Consider the following 22,307-nt stretch of genomic DNA (forward strand, 5'->3'; position numbering starts at 1 on the left):
AACCATCTTGGCAGGGATAGCAGGATTTGAACCTACGCATACCACAGTCAAAGTGTGGTGCCTTACCGCTTGGCGATATCCCTACATATGGGGTGAATGATGGGGCTCGAACCCACGACAACCAGAACCACAATCTGGCGCTCTACCAACTGAACTACATTCACCATATTGGTGCGTCTTAAGAGATTCGAACTCCTGGCCCACGCCTTAGAAGGGCGTTGCTCTATCCAGCTGAGCTAAAGACGCATGTTAAGAACGAGTTTTATTTTATGATATCTTTCCACATTTGTCAAGCCATTTTCCTAAAATTCTTTGACATTTATGGAGCGGGTAGTGGGAATCGAACCCACCTTTCCAGCTTGGAAGGCTGGAGTATTACCGATATACGATACCCGCTTATCTGGTCGGGGTGACAGGTCTCGAACCTGCGACCTCATGGTCCCAAACCATGCGCGCTACCATCTGCGCCACACCCCGTTCGTCATTCGCTGTATCTCACAACGACAATGACTATTCTACAATATGATAATTAATCCGTCAATACCTTTTTAGAAAGAAAAATAAACAACCATGAAAATAGGAGAATTTTGAAGCTAATTAAGAGTAATTACACTTTTTGTTCAGCCATCCATTTCCCATATATTATATTTTTATTATTATACGTCATCTAATTCCTTAAAATAAATTTCATATTCTTCATTGCTATCCACATCTATAAATCCAATATATCTCCCCTTACCTCTTGGCAAAGCTGCACTTCCAGGATTCATAAATATAATTCCTTCTTCAGTAAAAATTATATTTTCATGAGTATGCCCAAAAAGAGCTATATCTGCACCTATTTCTTTAGCTTTATAAAAAATATTATTAAATGAACTTTTTACCCCATAGTTATGACCATGAGTTATAAAAATTCTTTTTCCACAAATATCTAAGATTTGTTCTGAAGGATATAAATTAGAAAAATCACAATTACCTTTAACTGCATAGATTTCGCCTTCAAATCCTCTACTTAATTCCTTTACATCTTCTATATTGTCTCCTAAGTGTATTAATATATCAGCCCCTTTAATATGCTTTTTTATAACTTCAATATAATTTTTCATTCTATGTGTATCACTAACTACTGCTATTCTCAAAATGCTACCTCCTATAATGTAATTATATATATCTAGATAATCTTTCTTTCAGCATTTTGAAGGCTATTCCTCTATGACTTATTTCATTCTTCTCTTCTGACGATAATTCACTAAAAGTCTTTTTTAATGGCTCATAGTAAAATAATGGATCATATCCAAATCCTCCGTTTCCAGATAGATCCTCCATTATTTTCCCTTGAACTTCTCCCTTTACAGCTGTATAAGTATCTTCACTATCTATCAGTGCTATAGCACAGATAAACCTAGCACCTCTTTTCTCTCTAGGAACCCCTCTAAGCCCTTCTAAGAGCTTTTTATTATTAGCAGCATCATTTCCATGTTCTCCAGAATACCTAGCTGAATAAATCCCTGGAGCACCATTTAAATAGTCAACCGCTATTCCAGAATCATCTGCTAAAACTATAAACTGCTCCTCTCCACGTTGCTTTAAAAATTTAGCTATTTCTGAAGCTTTCTTCTTAGCATTTTCCTCAAAAGTTTTTCCATCTTCTACAACTTTAACAAAGATATTTTCATCTTTTAATGATTTAACCTCAAATTCTAAACCCTCTAACAGCTTTTTTATTTCACTTATCTTGCGTAAATTATTACTTGCAACTATTATCTTTTGCATACCTACTTATTTCCTCCAGTTCCGATCCAAAGGGAATCCATTTTCAAAACATCTTTTTGTGCTTGTATCATCTGTTTTATACCCTTTTCTCCTAAATTTAATAATTCGTCTAATTCAGTTCTACTAAATGGACTTTCTTCACCTGTTCCTTGTAATTCTACAAAACTACCTTCATCAGTCATAATTAAATTCATATCCACCTTAGCCTTTGAATCTTCTTCATAGCATAAATCAAGCAACTTTTCGTTATCAACTATCCCTACACTCGTTGCAGCAACAAAATTTCTTATAGGATAAACTTTAAAAGGTTTTGTTCTATGAAGCTTATTTATGGCATCTACCATAGCTACAAAAGCTCCTGATATAGATGTAGTTCTAGTACCACCATCAGCCTGTATTACGTCACAATCTACCCAAAGAGTCCTTTCCCCTAATGCTTTTAAATCAACTACTGATCTCAATGCTCTTCCTATAAGCCTTTGTATCTCCATTGATCTCCCATCAACTTTTAACCTAGCAATATCTCTAACTTTTCTATTACCTGTTGCTCTTGGTAACATATTATACTCTGCTGTAATCCAGCCTTCCCCAGTTCCTTTTAAGAATGGAGGTGCTTTTTCTTCAACAGATACATTACAAAGTACTTTTGTGTCACCTACCTCAATATATACTGATCCTTCTGCATATTTTGTATAATGCCTTGTCATATTAATATGTCTTATTTGATCTTTCTTTCTTCCATCTATTCTCATAATAATATAGCCACCTTTAAATTTATTTTATATTGAAAAGCTCATCTCTTTTTGGTTCTTTTACTACTAATTCTACTCCATTTGAAACCAAAATACCTTTACTCCTTGTAACTTTTCCTACGATTGATGCTTTTATTCCTTCTTTTCTTAAAGCATCAACTAATTCTTTCCCCTTATCGGTTGTTATTAACATACATCCTGAAGATATTAGTCTCAATGGATCTATTGAGAATTCTTTAGCAATTTTTTTTGTACTTTCTTTAACTGGTATTTTATCCTCATATACTATAAACCCTGTATTTGAAGCTGCGGCCACCTCAAATAAAGCTCCTAAAAGGCCGCCTTCAGTTATATCATGCATAGAATTCACTCCAATTCTTGTAGCAATAATACCTTCTTTAAGGACACTTATTTTATCTATAAGCAATTTAGCTTCTTCAAATTCATCAGAGCTTAATATTTTTTTGCATCTTTCTTCATAATCATTAGCCAGTATAGCTGTTCCTTCTAGTGCAATATCTTTAGTTACGATGATATCGTCCCCTATTGTAGCTCCTGCCGTTTTAACAATATTATTTTTTTCACTTCTCCCTATGGCAGTTACAGATACCACTATTTTATTTACTGCCGACGTTACTTCCGTATGTCCCCCAATAATTTCTAGTCCTAACTTAGCCGACTCTTCGCTAATTTCACTCATAATCTTATTTATCTCCTGTAAACTTGATGTTATAGGAGCCAATATTGTTACCAATATTGCAATTGGAGTTCCTCCTGAAGATGCTATATCATTACAATTTATATGAACTGCAAGCTTTCCTACATTTTCTGTTGCTCCAGTTATAGGATCAGTTGAAAAGATACCACAGGAATTTTTAAAATCTATTACTGAACAATCTTCACCAACATCATTTCTTACAATTACTTCTTCCCTCTTTACTCCTTTGTTTTTTTGAATCATTTCTCTCAAATCATCAAAATTTAGTTTTCCTTCCTTCACTAAAAAAATCTCCTTTAATTTTGATTTTATGCACTATTTATCACTACATCTCATATTAATTAATAAGAACAATAAATATGAGGTGAATATTTTGAGATATATAGGACCATTTTTTAGAATGAATAGTCTTTCCGAAAAAGATATAGAAGGGCAACTTTTTTACTTATCTAGGGAAGCTATAAAGACTATTGTACTTAACTCTAAATGTGGAATTTTATCTTCTTTTAGAGCTTCTAAAAAATCTTCTCATACAAATAATATTAGCATATTAAATGGTTTTTCTCCACTAATATGCTTATACAAAAAAAGCTCTCCAGTGTTTGTTCACAATAAAAGTTCTCACGGATTTGATGAATCATCTTTTAAAAAAGATGTTTCTCCAAGTACAAACGCACTAATGACTCTGTCATTATTAGATTTAAGTCGTTATTATTCCAATTATTCAAAAAGCGAAAGGAATGTAGAATCTTTAAAGGATGCTTACTCCTATTTAGCAAAAGAGCAATTAGAATTTTATTATGAAAACTTAAGAAATTCGGAAGGTGTCTTTATAGAGAAAAAAAATATTTCAGATGGAAACGCAAAAGGATATAATCTTCTCGATAGGAATAAAAAATTTAGCTTTGTAGACCAAGCTTTTATGATGAATGCATATTATCAATATTCCAATAATTATCCCGATGACCCTTCTAGTAATGACTATAAAAATTTCGCCTTACAAATCCTTGAAATGTTTTTGAATTTTAAAGATATACTATATACCCTTTCCTTTGAAGATGGTTGCAAAGTTTTATTATCATTTAACATCTTCTACAATTTGTCCAAAAATGAGAATTGCAAGTCTTTAATTATAGACCTAAGTGATTTCTTAATTAATAAATTCGATGAAAAAAATTATTATATAGATTCATTAGACAGCACTGCTTTATTTGCGCTATCCTTGATGGATTCATTTAAACATACGGAAATAGTATCATTTAAAGAAAAAAGTGATGAAATTTTTGAAAAACTTAAAAGCTTATATAATGATGAAAAAGGAATCTTTATTAAACTTTCAGAAAAAAAAGAAATAAAGTATTCTTCTTTAGAAATAACTTTTTACTTTTTATTTATCTTTGTTCGTTCAAAAGAAGAAGATAATATATACGAATATAGAAATATGATTTCTAATTTATATAAAAAATATTTTATTTCCTCTGGGTTAGTTTACAGTTGGCCAGAAGCTCCAACCTTGGATGAAACTGAACGCTATAGGGGACTCTCTCTACGTTCCAATGATATGTTAGATGAAACTTCATTTAGAATGCCTAACATGCCTTCTCCAGAAAGTTCTGGCTTAGCTCCATTATTTGCAAAAAATATAGTCTACTCCAAAAAAAAGGATTCCTTTGCTCGTCCCAAAGATGTATTTGACAGCTTCAGAAACTTACTAATATTTTACGTGTTTATACATTACTTCATGGATGATATTATAAACGAAATGAATTTTGTATCTGTCTCTAACGAGCCTCCATCAGAAACAAAAACAACACCAGACTCTGATAACATAACTTCTGATGATATTTCTAAGGAAAATAATGAAAATAGTGAAGAAAATTCTTAAAATAACTGATAAAACTATAGATGTTTCTAATGACATCTATAGTTTTATCAGTTTATACTTGAAAACTCTATATTTTCATTTCCATCAAAATTTACATTTGATATTTTATTTGATACAACAACATTATTTTTCACAAACATTATTGGTAATATTCTATATGAATCAAAAAACTTTACTTCTGCACCTGCTGGATTAATTAAATAACTTTTTTCCTCTTCATTACATAAATAACGAAACTGCTCATACAGCCCACTTATATTCTTATTATCTTCTATACAATTTATTAAAACCATGTCATATTTATCTCTAACTTTTAATTCTTCTATGTCTTTTTTATTGATCAAATAATATTTAAGCTGAATATTCTCTTTTTCTTTGAACCAATCAGCTAAATACCTGCAATAATTTCTAATAGTTTCCGTATCTTCCCCCAGAAGCGTCAGCACTTTAGGTTTTGTAATTTCTTGTGCATTGTTTATACTAACTTTTCTACTTTGAATTTTCTCTAAGTTTTCTTTATCTTCTCTAAAATAACTGCCTTCAGCAGGTTCTGCCACCTGAGAATTCTCGTTGGTAAAACTATCTGTAGCACTGTATATCATTTTAAATAGTTCTTTCCTATATGCCACTGATGTACCTTTATCCAAGTTTTGAATAGATAAGTATATACCGTCATTTGACGAATATGAAAACAACTTATTTTCATTCTTTAATCTCTCTAATTGATTTATAGGAGGATTAAATATCAAATCTCTTTCACCGATTTCATAAGATGCCATGGATAGTTCTACATTATCATCTTTGACAAGAGTAATATTTTTTCCCTTGCCATCTTCTTTTTGATTTTCCTCTAGTTCTATCTTATTCTGGTCAATATTTTTAATGGAATATTGACCAGAATAGACAATATCCTTATAGGAATTTTTAATGTTTGCCCAAAGGGGCAAATACTTCCTAATTCTATATTGAGGTTTAGTCAGATCTATTAAAAAATTATCGTTTTTTTTGTTTAATCGAATTGTTATACTTTTTTCATTAGCTGTTATTGCAACACCTTTTTCAAATGTTCCTTCTCCCTTTTTAAACGAATTTGCTCCATATACATCTAATAACGATCTTATATTTTGTTCATCTTCTATCTTTATTAATCCCTTAAAATATTCTCTTATATCTTTTGCTGTTATTGAATCTCCATTACTCCAAAATATATTATCATTTAATACAAATTCATATTCTATTCCATTATCCTTAACATTGATTTCCTTAGCTAATGAAGGTATAACTTTTCCTTCTTTATCTAAACTCACCAAGCCCTTGCTTGTTGCACAAATTAAATTTTCATCCTCTTTAGACAAATTTGTTACTTTATCTAAAGATTCAGGTAAATTAGTAACTGCAAAAATCATAGAGTTATTGCTTTGATTTTTTTTTGTATTACCTACCTCAATAAAGCTTAACAAAAAAATAATTAATCCAATTACTAGTATTAGAGGTATAATAAATTTCTTCATTAAACACTCTCCTTTTTCTTTAGTCTTTACAATTATATCCACTACTCCTCTGAGATAATCACTTATAAAAAATTATTCTAATTAGTATGTATTATTTTTGTATGATATAATATATTTATAATTTTTAGGAGGTAATATTATGTCTTTTTTACTTGGTGCAACATGTATTGTTGGTATAACTTTCATGATAGTATTTATGTTTATAGGCATTTGGTTATTTGTAGCAACCTTGAAAGCTTTCCATCATTTAAAATATAAAACATTTTTATTAGAAAAAATTTACCACAAGTTAGATAACCTAGGAAACATAAATCACGATTCTCAAATAAAGAGCGATTCATTAAATAATGATAATATAGATTTTTTTGATATAAATGAAGAAGAAAATGTATCTAGTCTAAATAATATTAAAAATATGCAGTAAAAACGCACAAAAGTCACAGGTATTTCTCTTACCTGTGACTTTTTATACAAAATAAAAATATATTTAAACCTAATTACTTAATTATACTAATAGATAGCAATAATATAATACTAATAGATAAACTTAGTGCCGTGTATCCAATTTTTTTAATTCCATTTTCATTTAGCCAAAACCTAGCAGCTAAAAAAATCATAGTTGTCGCTACTCCTATTTGTATTGGCATATAGGAGTAAAATAATTGCCCTATATAAATAAATTGATATGAAGTTAAAATTGTACACATTATTAATACACTAGTTATGCTAGCAGCTGTAATTGTCATAACATTAATAAATTTCTTCATAATTACTCACCCATCATTTCTTCAAATTCGTCCTCAGATATGACCTTAACCCCTAAATCAATAGCTTTTGTAAGCTTAGATCCAGCTTCTTCTCCTGCAAGTACATAATCAGTTTTTTTACTAACGCTTCCTGACACCTTAGCTCCTAATAATTCTAGTTTTTCTTTTATACTTCCTCTTGTGTAATTTTTTAAAGTACCTGTTACAACCACAGTTTTCCCTTCGAATACACTTTCTACTATACTTATTTCCTCATATTTAGGATTTACTCCAAGATTTAAAAGTTCATCTATAGTACTTAAAACCTTCTCTTCTCTAAAGAATTCCATCACACATTTTGCAACTATATCTCCTACATCTGAAACCTGTACTAATTCTTCAAATTCAGCCTTTTTTAATCCTTCAATAGATTTAAATGTATTAACTAAATCCTTTGCCGTCTTTACTCCAACATTAGGTATACTTAGTGCATATATAAATGAATGTAATTCACAATTCTTACTTTTTTCTATAGAATCTAAAAGATTTTGTGCTTTCTTTTCACCAAACTTATCTAAGGTTAACAACTCTTCTTTGCTTAGCTTATATAAATCAGAAATTGATTTTATATTTAACTTTTCAAATAGTTGTTCAGCTGTTTTTTCTGAAAAACCTTCTATATTCATAGCTTCCCTTGATCCATAATGAACTATAGTTTTAACTAATTGCGGCTTGCAAGACAAAGTATTTTCACAGAAATAATGTGCACCATCTAATACTATATGCCCCCCACAACTAGGACAGACCTTAGGTGGAGTTATTTCTCTTGCTCCTTCTAAACTTTCTTCAACAACCCCCATTATTTCCGGAATAACATCATTAGATCTTCTAACGAAAACCTCTGCTCCTATCTTTACTCCTTTTCTAGCTATATCATCCATATTGTTAAGTGTAGCTCTTTTAACAGTAACACCAGCTAGTTCTACAGGATCTAACAGTGCCGTTGGCGCAACTCTTCCACTTCTTCCCACATTCCATTCTACATCCAAAAGAGTAGTTGTAGTTTCCTGCGCCTCAAATTTATATGCTATAGCCCACTTAGGAAACTTTACAGTATATCCTAAGAGTTCTCTAGTTCTAATATCATCAATAGCTATAACAAGACCATCTATATCATAATTCAAATCAAATCTTATATCTCTTATATATTCAATTTCTTTTTCTATTTCTTCAATAGATGTACAAACTTTCATATAATCATCTACCGGAAGCCCTTTTTCTTTGATAAAATCCATCATTTCTAGATATGTCTTAAACTTATAACCTTCTTTATATCCTACATCATAGAAAAATGCAGATAGATTTCTATTAGCTGTTTCTTTAACATTTAAGTTTCTTAAAGCTCCAGCTGCGCCATTTCTTAAGTTCTTTAGCGGAACTACCGCTGTTTCATTATATTTATTAAAGGCTTCTGTAGTCATTACAGCTTCACCATGTACTTCTAACAAATCACTTGAATCAATCTTTAACGGAATTGATTTTATAGTTTTAACTTGAGCTGTTACATTTTCTCCAACACTTCCTGTACCTCTTGTTGCACCTGTTACAAGTATTCCTTCTTCATCATATGTTAAGTTAACAGTAAGTCCATCGAACTTCTTCGTTAATACATATTTTAAATCAGGTAGATTCTCTCCTCTTGATCTCATATCTTCAACAAACTTCTTATTTCTATTGTGCCAATCTCTAAGTTCATCAACACCTTGAGCTTTATCCATACTCCAAAGTCTTCCTTTATGAGTATATTTACTAAATCCCTCTAATACCATATCTCCAACTCTTAAAGTTGGAGAATAAGGTAATATATAATCTTCTTCTATTTCTAATTTTCTAAGCTCATCATATTTTTTATCATATTCCTTATCGGTAACTGTAGGATTATCTAAAGCATAATATTCATATGAATATCTATTTAATTCTTCTACTAATTCTTTTATTCTTTCCTTATTATCCATAACGTAGCTTCCTCTCCAAAATACTTATAATACTTCTAGCTTTGCTAGTGATAATAATAATACTTTCACACCTTGCTTATCAAATGCAATAGTAAGCTTCTTATCATTTCCTGATGGCGCTATAGAAACTACTGTCCCTATTCCAAATTTCTCATGTTTAACTTTTCTACCCATAGTAATTTCTCCACTATTTACATTTGAAGTGCTAGGTTTAGAAGTTCCATCAAGGGCACTTGTTAACCCTGAACTTGCTGTAGCTCTTGACGAATACATATTTCCTCTTAAACTATGAGGATTAAAACGAGAGTTATTAGTTCCATTAGCTTTTGATGATGATGGACTTGTAAGTCCTCTTTCATTTATAAATTCCTTTAATCCAGGCTTTATCTCACCTATAAAGTCAGATTGACTGTAGCTTACTGTTCTACCAAAAACTTTCCTCACTTCAGCCGATGTCATATATAATATTTCCTTGGCTCTAGTTATTGCAACGTAGCAAAGTCTTCTAGCTTCTTCCATTTGATCTTCTTTATCCATATCAGTAACACTTGGGAATATTCCATTTTCCATACCAACCATAAATACAACTGGGAATTCTAATCCCTTTGCACTATGAATAGTCATAAGAACTACTGATCCTTCTCCATTTTCCTCTTCCTCAAGTTTATCTGTATCCTGAACTAAAGAAATCTTTTCTAAGTAAGCTTCCAAACTCTTATCCTCGCTATTTTTTTCAAAATCCACAGCATCAGATACTAATTCCTTTAAGTTTTCTATTCTACTCTTATCTTCAATTTCATCTGATTTAGATAGTTCTTCTAAATATCCAGTATCCTTTAATATACTTTCAACTAAAACTGATGGAGGTACTGTTTCTTTTAAATCCATAAAGTTTTCCATAAGCTCTGTAAACTTCTCAATACAAGATGCATTTCTAGCAGTTAATGTAGATATATTGCGAGCTTCATTTAAAGCATCCCATAAATCCAGCTCAAAATCTCCTGCAAAATCTTGAACCTTTTGTACAGTTGCATCACCTATACTTCTCTTAGGTACATTTATTATTCTCCTTAAGCTTATATCATCTTGAGGATTTACTATAACCTTTAAGTAAGAAATTAAGTCTTTAATTTCTTTTCTATCATAGAATCTAGTTCCACCTACGATTTTGTATCCAATACCTCTTCTTCTTAAGGTTTCCTCAAATATACGAGATTGAGCATTAGTTCTATATAGGATTGCAAAATCATCATTTTTTCTATTTTCACTATGTTTTAAATCTGCTATAGTCTTAGAAACGAAATCTCCTTCTGATCTATCATCAAAAGCTCTATAAATCTTAATCTTACTTCCTGCATCTTGAGTAGGTCTAAGCATCTTATCTTTTCTTCTTGCATTGTTTGCAATAACCACATTAGCAGCTTGAAGTATATTGTCCTTAGATCTATAGTTTTGCTCTAATTTAATAACTTTAGCCTCTGGATAATCTTTTTCAAAATCTAGTATATTGCTTATATCTGCACCTCTCCAAGCATATATACAATTGTGAACAGCTATACCATTTGATATATAGTTTCTGGTTTCTTCCACATTTAAGTCATAAACAAATCCCTTATATTCTTCAACAACTACAGATGTAACTTCTTCGCTAATAACTTTTCCATCATGAACAGTTACAATCTCCATTCCTTTTTTAACACTACCTAATGGTAAGAATAGAAACTTTTCGCCTTCTGTTAATTTCGCTCTCTTTATTATTTGAAAATTATCACTACTCTTAACTATACTTTTACTAAATTCTTCTGTTTCATCAAAAGTATAATGTTCACTCTTAATAACATCTGAAGCTAATATCCTGGAATCATTAACTTCAATTATGTGAGAATAATTACCTTCATTATCTTTTTTCCCACTAAAGAAACTTATATCAACTTTCCTTACATTAACTACATCCAAACTTGTATAATGAGGGTAATCCTTATATAAATACTCACTATCCATTAAAATTTCTATCTCATCGGAATTATCAGCAAGTGATCCGCATTCATTTAGATAATACTCTTCATAATTAGTTGCTTCATTTTCTGTTTCACATACTTTAAGTACCCATATCTTATCTCCATTGTTATCTATAAGTGTTACATTTAAACCATTAACTACTTCTCCGCCCACATTTAAAACTGAAGGAGTTTTACCTACTATATATCCAGAACCTTTTTTATGCATCAAATAGACATAAAATAAGTTTTCTTCATTGCTAAATCTACTAAAAGTTAAGTGATTCGGTGTCCCTTTAATAACTTTTCCACTATCAGTAATAACTTTAATTATGTTTCCACTATATTCTTTCTTAGATACGCTTGATACCTCTTTAAAGCCATATTCTCCATTCCCTAATAATGACTGTACTTTATCTCCATTATTTATGTCTTCTATTTTTACTGCGCCATTTTCTCTATTTATGATAGTTCCTTCAACAAGACATTGATCATCATCTCCAACAACGCAAATATTCTTATTCTTATTTGCTAGAAGCTTAACCAATTCATATTGTGCACCATTTGTATCTTGGTATTCATCTACCATAATGTATTGGAACTTTCTTTGATAAAATTCTAATACATCTGGATTCTTTTTAAGTAATTCCACAGTCTTAAATATTAAATCATCAAAATCCATAGCATTATTCTCTTTAAGCCTTTTTTGGTACATTAAATAAACATCTGCTATCTTATTCTCTCTAAAATTGCTTTCAAATTCTCTTTTAAAACTTTCTGGACTTTGCATCTTATCTTTTGCTCTACCTATCTTACCCATAATCTCTCTTTGAGTGATATCTTTATCATTTATATTAAGAGCTTTCATACATTCTGTTAAAAGAGTTTTTTGATCTGAAGTATCATATATTGTAAAGCTACTTCTATATCCTAAATGTTCTATTTCTCTTCTTAATATTCTTACACATGTTGAGTGAAATGTAGATATCCACATATCCTCTGCCTTTTCTCCAACGAGTTTTTTAACCCTATCCTTCATTTCTTTAGCTGCTTTGTTTGTAAAAGTTATAGCTAAAATTTTGTAAGGAGGTATACCTAGGTCCTCTATCATATGAGCCATTCTATAAGTTAATACTCTTGTTTTACCTGAGCCTGCTCCAGCAAGTATTAATACTTGTCCGTCTACAGTAATAGCACCTTCATATTGTTCTTTATTAAGTAATGATTTTAAATCCAAATCATTTCCTCCTCTCTAAATACTAAAACATTATAGCACACTCTAATACTCATTTATATTATAATCTTCTACTTAAAATAATCCAAAAATGATAGGAATAAATATAGCTGGTAATAGATTCGCTACTTTTATTTTTGTAACTTCAAGCATATTTAACCCAAGCCCTATAATTAAAAGGCTCCCAACAGCAGACATATTAGAAATTACCACAGTACTTAATATTCCTGATAACAATCCCGCCGCCAAAGTTATTACTCCTTGATATATAAGTACACTTAAAACTGATAACATAACTCCAATTCCTAAAGTTGAAGAAAATATCAAAGAAGAAATTCCATCCAGTACAGATTTAGCCAAAAGTGTTGTGTTATCTCCTTTTAATCCACTTTCTAAGGATCCAACCACAGCCATAGCCCCTATACAAAATAGTAAACTTGCTGTTACAAATCCTTCTGATACTGATACTGTATCACTTTTTTTCTTAACCTTTTTCTCAAAGTAATCTCCTAATTTAATTAGTCTCTTATCTATATCAATTATCTCTCCAATTAATGCTCCTACAGCAACACATATTATCATTTGAATAGTATCCTCGCCCTTTAATGCCCCTGATATCCCTATGTACAAAACACATAACGCCAGCCCATTCATTATAGTATTACTAATTTTAGTTGTTATTTTACCTTTTATAAATAATCCAACAATGCACCCAATAAATATAGTTACACAATTTACTATAGTCCCTAACATTAATAGCCCTCCATAAATTTCTTTTAATCTTTATTTTAGCATATATTTATCCCTAGCGAAAATTATGTTAACATTAGATGAAACAACTTAACTAGACTGATTTATTCTAGTTAAAGACATAGTACAAACATTTCTAAAATTTATAAATACCATTATGATTGGAGTGAGTAAATGAAAAAAAGTCTTCTATATTTTATAACTATTTTTACAGTGATTTTTGTTCTTACGGGGTGCGTCAATAAAGTTGATTATAATAGTGTAAGTAATTATTCAGATGAAACTCTCACTTCTGCACTTACATCTATGAACGAATTAGACTATGATAAATTTTCTTCTTATTTAAGTGATGATTTGAAGGAATCCTACAACTTGGCAACATTTCAAAGTGAAACCACTAATATTATGAACAAGATTGGTACATTTGAATCATTAACCTATTATGATGGAGAAGAGAGAAATGGATATATATCTTTGATATATGATGCTAAATATTCTAATTCACAAGATACAGTTTCTATATCAATAACCTTCAAGAAAGATGATAAAGAACATAAAATCTATCAATTGTATTTCGATTCAGCAATTATTAATAATTAGCATTGCATTTATCTATTAATAGTATATAATATGTTTATTCAGTACTATATAAGGAGGATTTTGTTTATGGAAAAATCTAATATATATCTAGTTTTTTCAAGAACAGGCACTTGGCTTTCACGCTCAATAAAAGTTATTACAAATAGTGAATATACTCATGTAGCCTTAAGTTTGGATTCTAATTTCGACAACATGTATACCTTTGGTAGATTAAATCCTAATAATCCTTTTTATGCTGGATTAACTATTGAAAATCTACATGATGGAGTATATAAAAAGTCATCATCATGCGAAAGTCTGATATATAAAATACCAGTTTCAAAAGACCAATTGGATACATTAATTGATGAACTTAATAAATATTATTATTCAGATATAAAATACAAATATAATTTTCTCGGTCTATTTGCAGTTTTGTTGGACAAGCCTTGGAAAAGAAGCCGCCATTATTTTTGTTCACAATTTGTAACAGAATTACTGATTAAAAGCAGTATTTGGGATAGTCCAAAGCTTCCCGAATTGACAAGACCAACAGACTTGGTGCATATTGACAATAAAGAAATTATATTTCAAGGATCAACTAATGAAATTAGCACAATAGTTAATAACCTTTCACCTATTGCTTTCTAATTAATATTTTCTTAGTATTGATATAAAATATGAGTATATTCTCTCATTATTTTATATCAATACTATTTTTTTCATAAAATTTAATAGTTACTTTATTTTTTTCTCATATTAGATTAGAATTAAAGGTAAATGCTAATTAATTTTGATACTACCTAAGAGAGGATGAATAAGATGGCAAACGAAATAAACTCATCTAATTTTATTAGAAATATAATTATTGAAGATTTAGAAAAAGGAAACGTGAAGGAAGTAATTACTCGTTTCCCGCCAGAACCTAACGGATACTTACATATAGGTCATGCTAAATCAATTTGTTTGAATTTCCAATTAGCTGAAGAGTTTAAGGGAAAAACGAATTTAAGATTTGATGACACTAATCCAGTAAAAGAAGATACTGAATATGTTCAATCTATAAAACAAGATGTAGAATGGTTAGGTTTTAAGTGGAGCAATCTTTTATTTGCATCAAACTATTTTGATACGATGTATGAAAAAGCAGTTCTTTTAATAAAGAAAGAAAAAGCTTATGTATGTGACCTAACTCCAGAAGAAATGAAAGAATATAGAGGAACATTAACTTCTTCTGGAAAAGATAGTCCTTACAGAAATAGATCTGTCGAAGAAAACTTAGACCTTTTTGAAAGAATGAAAAATGGTGAATTTAAAGATGGAGAAAAAGTTTTAAGAGCTAAAATAGATATGGCTTCTCCTAACATAAACATGAGAGATCCTGTAATTTATAGAATCGCTCACACTACTCACCACAACACAGGAGATAAATGGTGTATATACCCAATGTATGATTTTGCACATCCTATAGAAGATGCTATTGAAGGAGTAACTCATTCAATCTGTACTTTAGAATTTGCTGATCATAGACCTTTTTATGATTGGATAATACAAGAATGTGAAACTGAAAGTGTTCCAAGACAATATGAATTTGCAAGATTAAATATAACTAATACAGTTATGAGTAAGAGAAAACTTAAACTTTTAGTTGATGAAGGAATTGTTGATGGATGGGATGATCCAAGAATGCCTACTATAGCAGGTCTTAGAAGGAAAGGATACACTCCAGAATCTATAAGAAACTTCTGCCAAGCAATTGGTGTTGCAAAAGCAGCTTCTGTTGTTGATGAACAAATGCTTGAATACTTCATAAGAGAAGATCTTAATCCAAAAGCTTTAAGAGCTATGGCAGTAATAGATCCTTTAAAGGTTGTTATTACTAATTACCCTGAAGGTCAAACTGAAATGTTAGAAATAGAAAATAATCCTCAAGATGAATCTGCTGGTACTAGACAAGTAGCTTTCTCAAGAGAAATTTATGTTGAAAGAGAAGACTTCATGGAAATACCTGCCAAAAAATACTTTAGGCTATTTCCTGGAAACGAAGTAAGACTTAAAGGTGCGTACTTTATAAAATGTAACGAAGTTATTAAAGATGAAAATGGTAATGTGATTGAACTTCACTGTACTTATGATCCAGAAACTAAGAGCGGTAGTGGATTTACTGGAAGAAAAGTTAAAGGAACCATTCACTGGGTAGATGTAAACTCAGCTATTCCTGCTGAATTTAGATTATACGAACCTTTAATCCTTGATGATATTGAAGAAAATGAAGGAAAACACTTCCTAGAACAAATAAATCCAAACTCTTTAACTGTTCTTAAAGGATTTATTGAGCCATCTGTAAAAGGTGCTGCAATTGGAGAGAAATATCAATTGTTTAGACACGGTTACTTCAATGTAGATCCAAAAGATACAACAGAAGATAATCTTGTGTTTAATAGAATAGTTTCACTAAAGAGTTCATTTAAAATAGGATAAAAACAAAGAGGTATCTCATATAATTTGAGATACCTCTTTATTTTTTAAATCTAAAGAATATATATTCTTATATTCTAGAGAATATTTATGGTAATATTCTCATATTCTTAAGAATATGCTTATATAATGCGGGTTAAGCTAGATTTTAAAGAAATTTTTCGAATCTTTCTCTAACTTTTTCTTCTCCCATAATTTGCATTATAGTATAAAGATCAGGTGTATTAGCTCTGTGAGATAAAGCAGCTCTTACAGCTCCAGCTACATCTGAAATCATACCTTTGTAGTTTTCAGGATTTGCTTTATATTCTTTTCTATTTGCACAGTATCCTAAGTTTAGTCCAATAGCTTTTAAGTCATCGAACCAAGCTTCTTGGCTTCCTGCATTAAAGTTAAATTCTTTAGCATAAGTTTTTATAACTTCTTTTGCTACTTCTAATGATAAAGTTTTAGGTAATTCTATATTTTCTTCTGTTTCATTATAGAACAATTCATCAAAGAAGTAGAATATCTTCTCCTTAACTTCATCCCATTTAGCAAAGTCTTTTCTTGGTTTTGGTCCTTCTTTATCTATGTTGAACATTTCTTTTGACATATCTTCTTTGGCTGTAACAAGTTCAAACATTTCTTTATCAAATTCTTTAGCCCAATTTGTATAGTCGTTATATACTTTATCTGCCTTGAACTTAGAAATAACATCTTTGCTAACATCATTTAGTTTAACTATATCAAATAATGCTCCACTCTTACTCATCTTATCTAAAGCTACAGGGAATTCATGATAATCCGCATCTGGATTTTCGCTTCTCCAATCCTCATAACTTGAATTAATTATATTTAATAAGTATTCAATAACTGATTCTGTTGGATACCCAACTTCTTTATAGTAAGATACTGCAGCTTCAGCATCCTTTCTCTTTGAAAGTTTTCTCTTTGACCCATTGTCATTTTTCATTATTGTTGGAATATGAGCATAGTTTGGTCTATCAAATCCCAACACATCAAATAATTGTACATGTATTGGAAGTGACGATAGCCATTCTTCTCCTCTTATAACATGAGTAGTTCTCATTAAAGCATCATCAATTGCATGAGCAAAATGATAAGTTGGAAGACCATCAGATTTAATTATTACTATATCCTGATTATTTTCTGGGAATGAAGTATCTCCCTTTATAAGATCATGGAATTCTACTCTATTTTCAGGATTTCCTGGTGATTTTAATCTTATTATATAACTTTCACCATTCTCTATCCTCTTAATAGCATCTTCAGCACTTATATTTCTACAAGTAGCATATTCTCCATGATATCCTGGAGTAACCTTTTCAGCCATTTGCTTTTCTCTGGTTGCATTTAATTCTTCTGCAGTACAGAAGCAAGGGTATGCTAACCCTTTTTTCACTAAATCTTTAGCAAAGGTTGAATATATTTCTTTTCTTAAACTTTGTCTGTATGGACCATAATTACCTACTTCAGTTTCTTCTCCTGTAGCTCCTTCATTAAAGTTCATACCAAAATTCTTCATAGTTTCAATAGTATCAACTATAGCACCTTTTACTTCTCTCTTCTGATCAGTATCTTCTATTCTTAAGAAAAATACTCCTTCACTTTGACTTGCTACTCTTTCATTAATTAATGCAGCAAAAACTCCACCTATATGTTGAAATCCAGTAGGGCTTGGTGCATATCTGCAAACAACTGCACCTTCCTTTAGATTTCTTTTTGGATACTTTTCTAAATAATATTCTGGTGTCTTTTCTATACTTGGAAACAGAATATCTGCTAATTTTTCAAAACTCATATTATCACCTTTCCTTTGTTTTAATATAAAATAAAAAAAATCTTCCATCCTAACAATAGGACGAAAGAATATTACCTCCGTGGTACCACCTAAAATTGAATGACTAAATCATTCCACTCTTATCTTTAAGGGGATTATCCCATAACGACTCCAAAGCTTCCTTCTACAGCTAAATTTACCTTGGTTCCACCAAAATCCAAAGCTCTCTTTAAAACCTAGTACTGTATACTCTTCTTCTTCTCTGCCTATACAATATATTATTTACAAATCCTTCTTAATTATAACTGTTGAAAATAATATTGTAAACAGATTAACTACATTTATAAAATTCATTTTTATATAATTTTTGCAAGATATAATTCATTTTTCTTTTTCACTTTTGCAAGTATATTGTAGATTATGAAGGATACTGTTTTTATATCAAAAACATCTGTTTCTCACCGGTGTAATCTCTCCAAAGACTTATTTAAATTAAGATTTTTCATTAAATAACATTATTTTATTAACATTCTAAATAATGTTAATGATTACATATGATTTTTTTTAACAAATAAAAAAAACGCAACCCTTGGGGCCAGGTTGCGTTTTAGCAATAAGCAATAAATAAAAAGGGGGCTATTTATTCCTTTTATTTATCCTTGCATAGAATATTATATGTTATTGTTAATTAAAATGCAAGAGATTTTGTAAAAAAAATTTAACTCACTTCATATAATGAATGATATTCCTGCATTTTTCTATTTCATTCGTTAATTTAACTTTAATATCGCCAATTCATCTTCTGTTAACTCTCTATATTCGCCTTCTTCTAAATCAGTATCTAATTCTATCCCTCCGAACTTGATTCTTTGTAAATATACTACTTTTTTATCCACAGCCTCAAACATTCTTTTAACTTGATGGAACTTTCCTTCTTGAATAGTTACGTAAACCTCTGATCCTTCTTCTGTTGCTGATAATATTTCTAATTTTGCCTCCTTGCATACATATCCATCATCTAACGTTATTCCTTTTCTAAATGCTTCTACATCATCTTCTGTAACTTTCTTATCTATTTTTGCAAAATAAACCTTATCAACATGCCATTTAGGGGATAATAATCTATGATTTAATTCACCATCATTTGTTAGTAGCAAAAGTCCAACAGTATCCTTATCGAGCCTTCCTACTGGAAATGGTTCGAATACTTGATGCTCAACTTCAAGAAGATCTATTACAGTTTCTTCTCTATTATCACAAGTTGCAGATATTACCCCATCTGGCTTATTCATAATTAGATAAATATATTTTCTATATGTAATTTCTTCTCCATTTATTTTAATCATTGACTTTTCTGGATCAACTGCCATTCCATTATCCTTTACAATAACGCCGTCAACCTCAATAAGTCCTTTCTTTGCCATAATTTTAACTTCTTTTCTACTTCCATATCCTAGATTTGATATTACTTTATCTAATCTTTCCATTTAAACAACTCCAATACTTTAAAACTAATTTTATTATACCCAGTAAGCATATAATTCACAATGTAAAATCCTTATGAAAGCAAAAAATAAAGGATAGGCTTGTCCAAAACCTATCCTTTATTTTATATTCCATTTTTATAATATGACATAACCTTAGGTACATAATTTTGAGTTTCTTTAGGTAATTTATATAAATCAGAAGAAGATGTTACACCTCTTCTTTGAAGAGTTCCTGGCCCTGCATTATACGCTGCTACTGCCATTTCAGTATTTCCGCCATACATATTTAAGTATTCTTTCAATAACTGAACTCCACCTTTAATGTTTTGATCTGGATCGTATGGATTAGTAATACCTTTCGATTCATAATTTTCAGGCATTAACTGCATTAAGCCCTTAGCTCCAACCGATGATGTTGAAGTACTATCAAAATCTGATTCAGACTTAATAATTGACAAAATTAAATTGGAATCTACCCCATATTGTTTAGAATATTTATCTACAATAGAGTAAATTTTATTCATATCTGCACTTGTTGATGTAGGAGATTTTGACATTAACCTGCTTGTATTCTGATTATAGCTAAGTCCATTACCCAGCAACATCTCCATAGCTTCAAGATTCTTACCTTTACCACTATTAACAGTGCTAGCTAATTTGCCTCCAGCTTCTGTTTTATTCATATAATCTAATAAAGCTTGATAAATTATTTCAAACTCCATTCCATCTCCAACAGACTTTTTTAATACATCTTGCATCATGTTCATACCCATTAACTGCTGTGCTGCTTTATTTGCATCATCTACCTTAATACTCATATACTCCTCCTAAACTATATATTAAATGTAAATTCTCCATAGTCTTCATATTTTACTTTTCTATAATAGCTCTTTGCAAAAACCATTACCCTATATTCTCCTTTAACAAATGGAATAAATGTATAATAGTGTTTCTTGCTATATTCTTGCACCTTTACCCAATTGCCTTTTTCCATAATATAAAATTCATAACATACATCTTTTCCCCCATTACTAATAGCTTTAAATGTAACTTCTTTATTAATCTCAATATCGTCTTTTTCACAAATAACTTTAGTCCCTGTAACTGGACTTGCTTCAGATACATAAAAAGTTAATTCTTTTTTACTATCAAACTCTTTTTCGCACTTTACGTTTTTTGCATAAACTTCAAAAACATATTTTCCCGCACATTTAGGTTTGATTTGAATTTTTTTATTTTCTATAAAGTCAGTATCTTCAACTAGATGTCCATTAATTTTCGTTACATACCTTAATAAGACACTTTTAGTATTTTCCGTTACAGTTTCAATTTCAATTATTTCGCCAACTAAATGAACATCTTTTTGTGGAAACAATACATAATCGATTTCTCCTGGAAGATATTCTTTGGCAGTTAAATAAACAAAAGTATGACTATCGTACTCCATAGTAGAAAACTTATTTTTTACTCTTATTTCAATTTCATAATCCCCTTTTTCTTCTGGGGTAAAGTTTGACCAATTAGCTGTTCCAAAATCAATTCTCTCAGTTTCTACATTATCTTTGTATACAATAAAAGAATATTGAAGATTTATTTCTCCTTCTGCCATTACTTTTATATTTACAGGCTGCCCTACTAAAACAACTTTTTTCGAATCTAATATTACATCAACTATTTTTGCAGGTTTTTCCGCCTTTTTATCTATAGTAAACATAATACTTTCTTTAGCTTCATAGTCACCTTCAAAAGAAACATCTTTCACATACAGAGTAATATCATATTCTCCTTCTTTTTTTGTTTCCCATAAAAATTCATTTCTTCTTATATATCCTGTATCCTCTGCTATAGGACCATTTACTATATAACGATATACTAATTCATTCCCCCCCCTAGCATCAGCCTTTAAAAATATGGAACTTCCATTAACTTGAGGTGAATTAACATGTGAAGTGAATTTCTTAATCTTAACTTTGTTATAAGGTTTTACATCATATAATATCAAGGCTCTATCATCATAATCCTTATTTGAAAGTATATCTCTAACCATACATAATAACTTATAACTTCCAGCTTCACTCTCTTGATATGTTACTATTTTCCTTGATGAATAATCTTGAATGCAAGTAGTTTTCCCATCACTATTTATTTTAACAAACTTATATAACAAGCTTCTCTTATCACCTAGATTAGCTTCTACCTTAAAAGTTAAATCTTCATTTATTAACAAATTATCTGTTAAACATTTAAAATCAGATATTTCTATTTTAATATGAGGCAAAACATCAAACCTTACAGTCATAAATTCATCAAAGTTTTCTTTAGAATCTATCTTTTTGCATTCAACTAATATTTCCTGTCTACCTTCTTTGGTTGCTGTATAAATAAGTGCATTATCTAAATTATAATCTCTAATTAACTCCCAATCTTGTTTTCCTTGTATCCAAAATCTATATAAAATCTTTTCATTGCTTTCTACATTAATATTAACTTTCTCTCCTACCATAACACTAGCATTATCTAAAGTTATATTTTTAATAAGCTTTGTTTTCTTCTCATTACCTACAATATACTTTTCCTTAGCTAATAAATCATATGGTTT

The 22,307-nt window shown here is 30.2% G+C and carries 18 protein-coding genes, 5 tRNA genes and 1 other annotated feature; of the genes, 5 read left to right on the plus strand and 18 right to left on the minus strand.

Annotated features, from left to right (window positions below; all coding sequences use genetic code 11):
• Nucleotides 1-8 precede the first annotated feature (8 nt).
• The 9 genes from FAY47_RS11175 to FAY47_RS11215 form a co-directional block, all read right to left on the minus strand.
• Nucleotides 9-83 (minus strand) — tRNA-Gln (locus FAY47_RS11175).
• A 5-nt stretch (nt 84-88) separates the two neighbouring features.
• Nucleotides 89-164, minus strand: a tRNA-His gene (locus tag FAY47_RS11180).
• A 5-nt stretch (nt 165-169) separates the two neighbouring features.
• Nucleotides 170-246 (minus strand) — tRNA-Arg (locus FAY47_RS11185).
• Nucleotides 247-322: 76 nt separating this feature from the next.
• A tRNA-Gly gene (locus FAY47_RS11190) sits at nt 323-396 on the minus strand.
• 5 nt (nt 397-401) lie between these two features.
• Nucleotides 402-477: transfer RNA gene (locus tag FAY47_RS11195), tRNA-Pro, on the minus strand.
• Between the two features lie 179 nt (nt 478-656).
• On the minus strand, nt 657-1,139 hold the full coding sequence (locus FAY47_RS11200) for a metallophosphoesterase (RefSeq protein ID WP_143316802.1): 483 nt from the start codon (nt 1,137-1,139) through the stop codon (nt 657-659).
• A gap of 22 nt (nt 1,140-1,161) precedes the next feature.
• Nucleotides 1,162-1,773, minus strand: coding sequence for an XTP/dITP diphosphatase (locus FAY47_RS11205; protein ID WP_143316803.1), 612 nt, complete (start codon nt 1,771-1,773; stop codon nt 1,162-1,164).
• Nucleotides 1,774-1,775: 2 nt separating this feature from the next.
• Complete coding sequence (gene rph / locus FAY47_RS11210) at nt 1,776-2,525, minus strand: ribonuclease PH (protein WP_143316804.1); 750 nt, start codon at nt 2,523-2,525, stop codon at nt 1,776-1,778.
• A 22-nt stretch (nt 2,526-2,547) separates the two neighbouring features.
• Complete coding sequence (locus FAY47_RS11215) at nt 2,548-3,525, minus strand: AIR synthase family protein (protein WP_143316805.1); 978 nt, start codon at nt 3,523-3,525, stop codon at nt 2,548-2,550.
• Between the two features lie 91 nt (nt 3,526-3,616).
• On the opposite strand from FAY47_RS11215, the gene FAY47_RS11220 reads away from it, so the two are divergent.
• A complete protein-coding gene (locus tag FAY47_RS11220) occupies nt 3,617-5,128 on the plus strand; it encodes a hypothetical protein (RefSeq protein WP_143316806.1) in 1,512 nt (503 codons plus the stop codon).
• Nucleotides 5,129-5,175: 47 nt separating this feature from the next.
• On the opposite strand, the gene FAY47_RS11225 is transcribed toward FAY47_RS11220, so the two are convergent.
• Nucleotides 5,176-6,639, minus strand: a complete 1,464-nt coding sequence (locus tag FAY47_RS11225) for an ABC transporter substrate-binding protein (protein WP_143316807.1) — start codon at nt 6,637-6,639, stop codon at nt 5,176-5,178.
• 139 nt (nt 6,640-6,778) lie between these two features.
• Here FAY47_RS11225 and FAY47_RS11230 point away from each other — a divergent pair, with 139 nt between their 5' ends.
• A complete protein-coding gene (locus tag FAY47_RS11230) occupies nt 6,779-7,063 on the plus strand; it encodes a hypothetical protein (protein ID WP_143316808.1) in 285 nt (94 codons plus the stop codon).
• A gap of 73 nt (nt 7,064-7,136) precedes the next feature.
• Here the strand turns inward: FAY47_RS11230 and FAY47_RS11235 are convergent, their stop codons facing one another.
• From FAY47_RS11235 to FAY47_RS11250, 4 genes are all read right to left on the minus strand, one after another.
• Nucleotides 7,137-7,406 carry a hypothetical protein gene (locus FAY47_RS11235; protein ID WP_143316809.1) on the minus strand — a complete coding sequence of 90 codons (270 nt, stop codon included), beginning with the start codon at nt 7,404-7,406 and terminating at the stop codon, nt 7,137-7,139.
• Between the two features lie 2 nt (nt 7,407-7,408).
• On the minus strand, nt 7,409-9,400 hold the full coding sequence (gene ligA / locus FAY47_RS11240; protein ID WP_143316810.1) for an NAD-dependent DNA ligase LigA: 1,992 nt from the start codon (nt 9,398-9,400) through the stop codon (nt 7,409-7,411).
• A gap of 24 nt (nt 9,401-9,424) precedes the next feature.
• Complete coding sequence (locus tag FAY47_RS11245; RefSeq protein ID WP_143316811.1) at nt 9,425-12,634, minus strand: UvrD-helicase domain-containing protein; 3,210 nt, start codon at nt 12,632-12,634, stop codon at nt 9,425-9,427.
• A 72-nt stretch (nt 12,635-12,706) separates the two neighbouring features.
• Nucleotides 12,707-13,384 (minus strand): DUF554 domain-containing protein, encoded by a 678-nt coding sequence (locus tag FAY47_RS11250; protein ID WP_143316812.1) that lies wholly within the window; start codon nt 13,382-13,384, stop codon nt 12,707-12,709.
• A 171-nt stretch (nt 13,385-13,555) separates the two neighbouring features.
• On the opposite strand from FAY47_RS11250, the gene FAY47_RS11255 reads away from it, so the two are divergent.
• The 3 genes from FAY47_RS11255 (at nt 13,556) to FAY47_RS11265 (ending at nt 16,441) form a co-directional block, all read left to right on the plus strand.
• Complete coding sequence (locus FAY47_RS11255; protein ID WP_143316813.1) at nt 13,556-13,981, plus strand: DUF3887 domain-containing protein; 426 nt, start codon at nt 13,556-13,558, stop codon at nt 13,979-13,981.
• Between the two features lie 66 nt (nt 13,982-14,047).
• On the plus strand, nt 14,048-14,611 hold the full coding sequence (locus tag FAY47_RS11260; RefSeq protein WP_143316814.1) for a hypothetical protein: 564 nt from the start codon (nt 14,048-14,050) through the stop codon (nt 14,609-14,611).
• A gap of 171 nt (nt 14,612-14,782) precedes the next feature.
• Nucleotides 14,783-16,441: a glutamine--tRNA ligase/YqeY domain fusion protein gene (locus FAY47_RS11265; protein ID WP_143316815.1), complete on the plus strand. Its 1,659-nt coding sequence runs from the start codon at nt 14,783-14,785 to the stop codon at nt 16,439-16,441.
• A gap of 145 nt (nt 16,442-16,586) precedes the next feature.
• On the opposite strand, the gene gltX is transcribed toward FAY47_RS11265, so the two are convergent.
• The 4 genes from gltX to FAY47_RS11285 all read right to left on the minus strand — a co-directional run.
• Entirely contained in the window at nt 16,587-18,242 is a 1,656-nt protein-coding gene (gene gltX / locus FAY47_RS11270) for a glutamate--tRNA ligase (RefSeq protein ID WP_143316816.1), read from the minus strand.
• 53 nt (nt 18,243-18,295) lie between these two features.
• Nucleotides 18,296-18,493: a binding site (T-box leader), on the minus strand.
• Nucleotides 18,494-18,991: 498 nt separating this feature from the next.
• Complete coding sequence (locus tag FAY47_RS11275) at nt 18,992-19,708, minus strand: pseudouridine synthase (RefSeq protein ID WP_143316817.1); 717 nt, start codon at nt 19,706-19,708, stop codon at nt 18,992-18,994.
• 122 nt (nt 19,709-19,830) lie between these two features.
• Nucleotides 19,831-20,526: a lytic transglycosylase domain-containing protein gene (locus FAY47_RS11280; RefSeq protein ID WP_143316818.1), complete on the minus strand. Its 696-nt coding sequence runs from the start codon at nt 20,524-20,526 to the stop codon at nt 19,831-19,833.
• A 14-nt stretch (nt 20,527-20,540) separates the two neighbouring features.
• A partial coding sequence (locus FAY47_RS11285; RefSeq protein ID WP_243129605.1) for a triple tyrosine motif-containing protein occupies nt 20,541-22,307 on the minus strand: 1,767 nt, incomplete at its 5' end.

Origin of the sequence: Clostridium sp. HBUAS56017, assembly GCF_007115085.1 — a bacterium.
In the GTDB taxonomy this organism is placed as follows: domain Bacteria; phylum Bacillota; class Clostridia; order Clostridiales; family Clostridiaceae; genus Clostridium; species Clostridium cibarium.

Coding starts and splice junctions, on each gene's coding strand:
- FAY47_RS11205 (WP_143316803.1), bottom strand. CDS start 1,773: ATGCAAAAGATAATAGTTGCAAGTAATAATTTACGCAAGATAAGTGAA.
- rph (WP_143316804.1), bottom strand. CDS start 2,525: ATGAGAATAGATGGAAGAAAGAAAGATCAAATAAGACATATTAATATG.
- FAY47_RS11225 (WP_143316807.1), bottom strand. CDS start 6,639: ATGAAGAAATTTATTATACCTCTAATACTAGTAATTGGATTAATTATT.
- FAY47_RS11230 (WP_143316808.1), top strand. CDS start 6,779: ATGTCTTTTTTACTTGGTGCAACATGTATTGTTGGTATAACTTTCATG.
- FAY47_RS11235 (WP_143316809.1), bottom strand. CDS start 7,406: ATGAAGAAATTTATTAATGTTATGACAATTACAGCTGCTAGCATAACT.
- ligA (WP_143316810.1), bottom strand. CDS start 9,400: ATGGATAATAAGGAAAGAATAAAAGAATTAGTAGAAGAATTAAATAGA.
- FAY47_RS11250 (WP_143316812.1), bottom strand. CDS start 13,384: ATGTTAGGGACTATAGTAAATTGTGTAACTATATTTATTGGGTGCATT.
- FAY47_RS11255 (WP_143316813.1), top strand. CDS start 13,556: ATGAAAAAAAGTCTTCTATATTTTATAACTATTTTTACAGTGATTTTT.
- FAY47_RS11260 (WP_143316814.1), top strand. CDS start 14,048: ATGGAAAAATCTAATATATATCTAGTTTTTTCAAGAACAGGCACTTGG.
- FAY47_RS11265 (WP_143316815.1), top strand. CDS start 14,783: ATGGCAAACGAAATAAACTCATCTAATTTTATTAGAAATATAATTATT.
- gltX (WP_143316816.1), bottom strand. CDS start 18,242: ATGAGTTTTGAAAAATTAGCAGATATTCTGTTTCCAAGTATAGAAAAG.
- FAY47_RS11275 (WP_143316817.1), bottom strand. CDS start 19,708: ATGGAAAGATTAGATAAAGTAATATCAAATCTAGGATATGGAAGTAGA.
- FAY47_RS11280 (WP_143316818.1), bottom strand. CDS start 20,526: ATGAGTATTAAGGTAGATGATGCAAATAAAGCAGCACAGCAGTTAATG.